The sequence below is a fragment of the Acinetobacter sp. USHLN143 genome, from assembly GCF_037145695.1.
In the GTDB taxonomy this organism is placed as follows: Bacteria; Pseudomonadota; Gammaproteobacteria; order Pseudomonadales; family Moraxellaceae; genus Acinetobacter; species Acinetobacter fasciculus.
This window is the reverse complement of the sequence record NZ_JBBCWZ010000183.1, coordinates 1-792: the sequence shown is the minus strand read 5'-3', so window position 1 is coordinate 792 and position 792 is coordinate 1. Positions and strand designations below refer to the sequence as shown.

The window sequence follows — 792 nt, the reverse complement described above, 5'->3', positions numbered from 1 at the left end:
CCTGGATCAGTGCCTGTAACTGCTCCGGGCTGATCGCCATACTTTCACCCTGGTGAACTTTAGCCCAGTGGAATTTCCCCTGTTCCAGCCGCCGGGCACACAGCCAGATACCCAGTCCATCATGCACCAGCACTTTCATACGATGGCCACGCTTATTACAGAACAGGTAAGCGCAATGCGGTTTGATGTAGCCAAAGGCTCTCAGCACCTGAGCCATGGCTGTATCCATCCCTGCACGCATGTCCATCGGCTGGGTAGACAACCAGATCTCATCAATACGAATCATTGAGTCAAACCCTGGATCAGCAACAGTAATTCAGTTACTGACTCCACCGGCCAGTCGATCTCGATCATCTGATCCCTTGCGGAACTTGGTGCCTCATGTAATGGAATCCTGATATGAGCGACAGCTTTCTTCTCTGGCACAAGTGGTAGAGGTGCTTCTTGTTTGACTGGAGTCGGGTGAAGAATGACCGGAAGAAAGTCAGTCTGTGGAATGGATGGGGTTTTTAATGCAGGGGGCATTGATCTGGACTGACGAATCCATTTATGTAGCAGATTGGCATTGATCTGATGTTGCATTGCTACCTTGGCCACTGATGTATCTGGCTGCTGGCATTGCTGAATAAGTTGATGTTTAAATTCAGCTGTGAAGGTTCGACGGGGCTTTTTTAGCGTTGGTGCACTGTCTATAACTGTCTTTAAATCCATAAATAGGTGTCCACTTAAATTTAAGTGGACACTATCGCGGTATTAATGAGTTAGAAAAAGTGGGGTTCAGCGGACGCTTAC

The 792-nt window shown here is 48.2% G+C and carries 2 protein-coding genes; both read right to left on the bottom strand.

Annotation, left to right across the window (positions count from 1 at the left end):
• A partial coding sequence (gene tnpB, locus WFH18_RS17585) for an IS66 family insertion sequence element accessory protein TnpB (protein ID WP_336755386.1) occupies nt 1-286 on the bottom strand: 286 nt, incomplete at its 3' end.
• Complete coding sequence (tnpA, locus tag WFH18_RS17580; RefSeq protein WP_004282342.1) at nt 283-711, bottom strand: IS66-like element accessory protein TnpA; 429 nt, start codon at nt 709-711, stop codon at nt 283-285. The genes tnpA and tnpB, both read right to left, overlap by 4 nt.
• Between the last annotated feature and the right edge of the window lie 81 nt (nt 712-792).

Excerpts from the sequence above, each read along its gene's own strand:
- tnpA (WP_004282342.1), bottom strand. The coding sequence starts at position 711 with ATGGATTTAAAGACAGTTATAGACAGTGCACCAACGCTAAAAAAGCCC.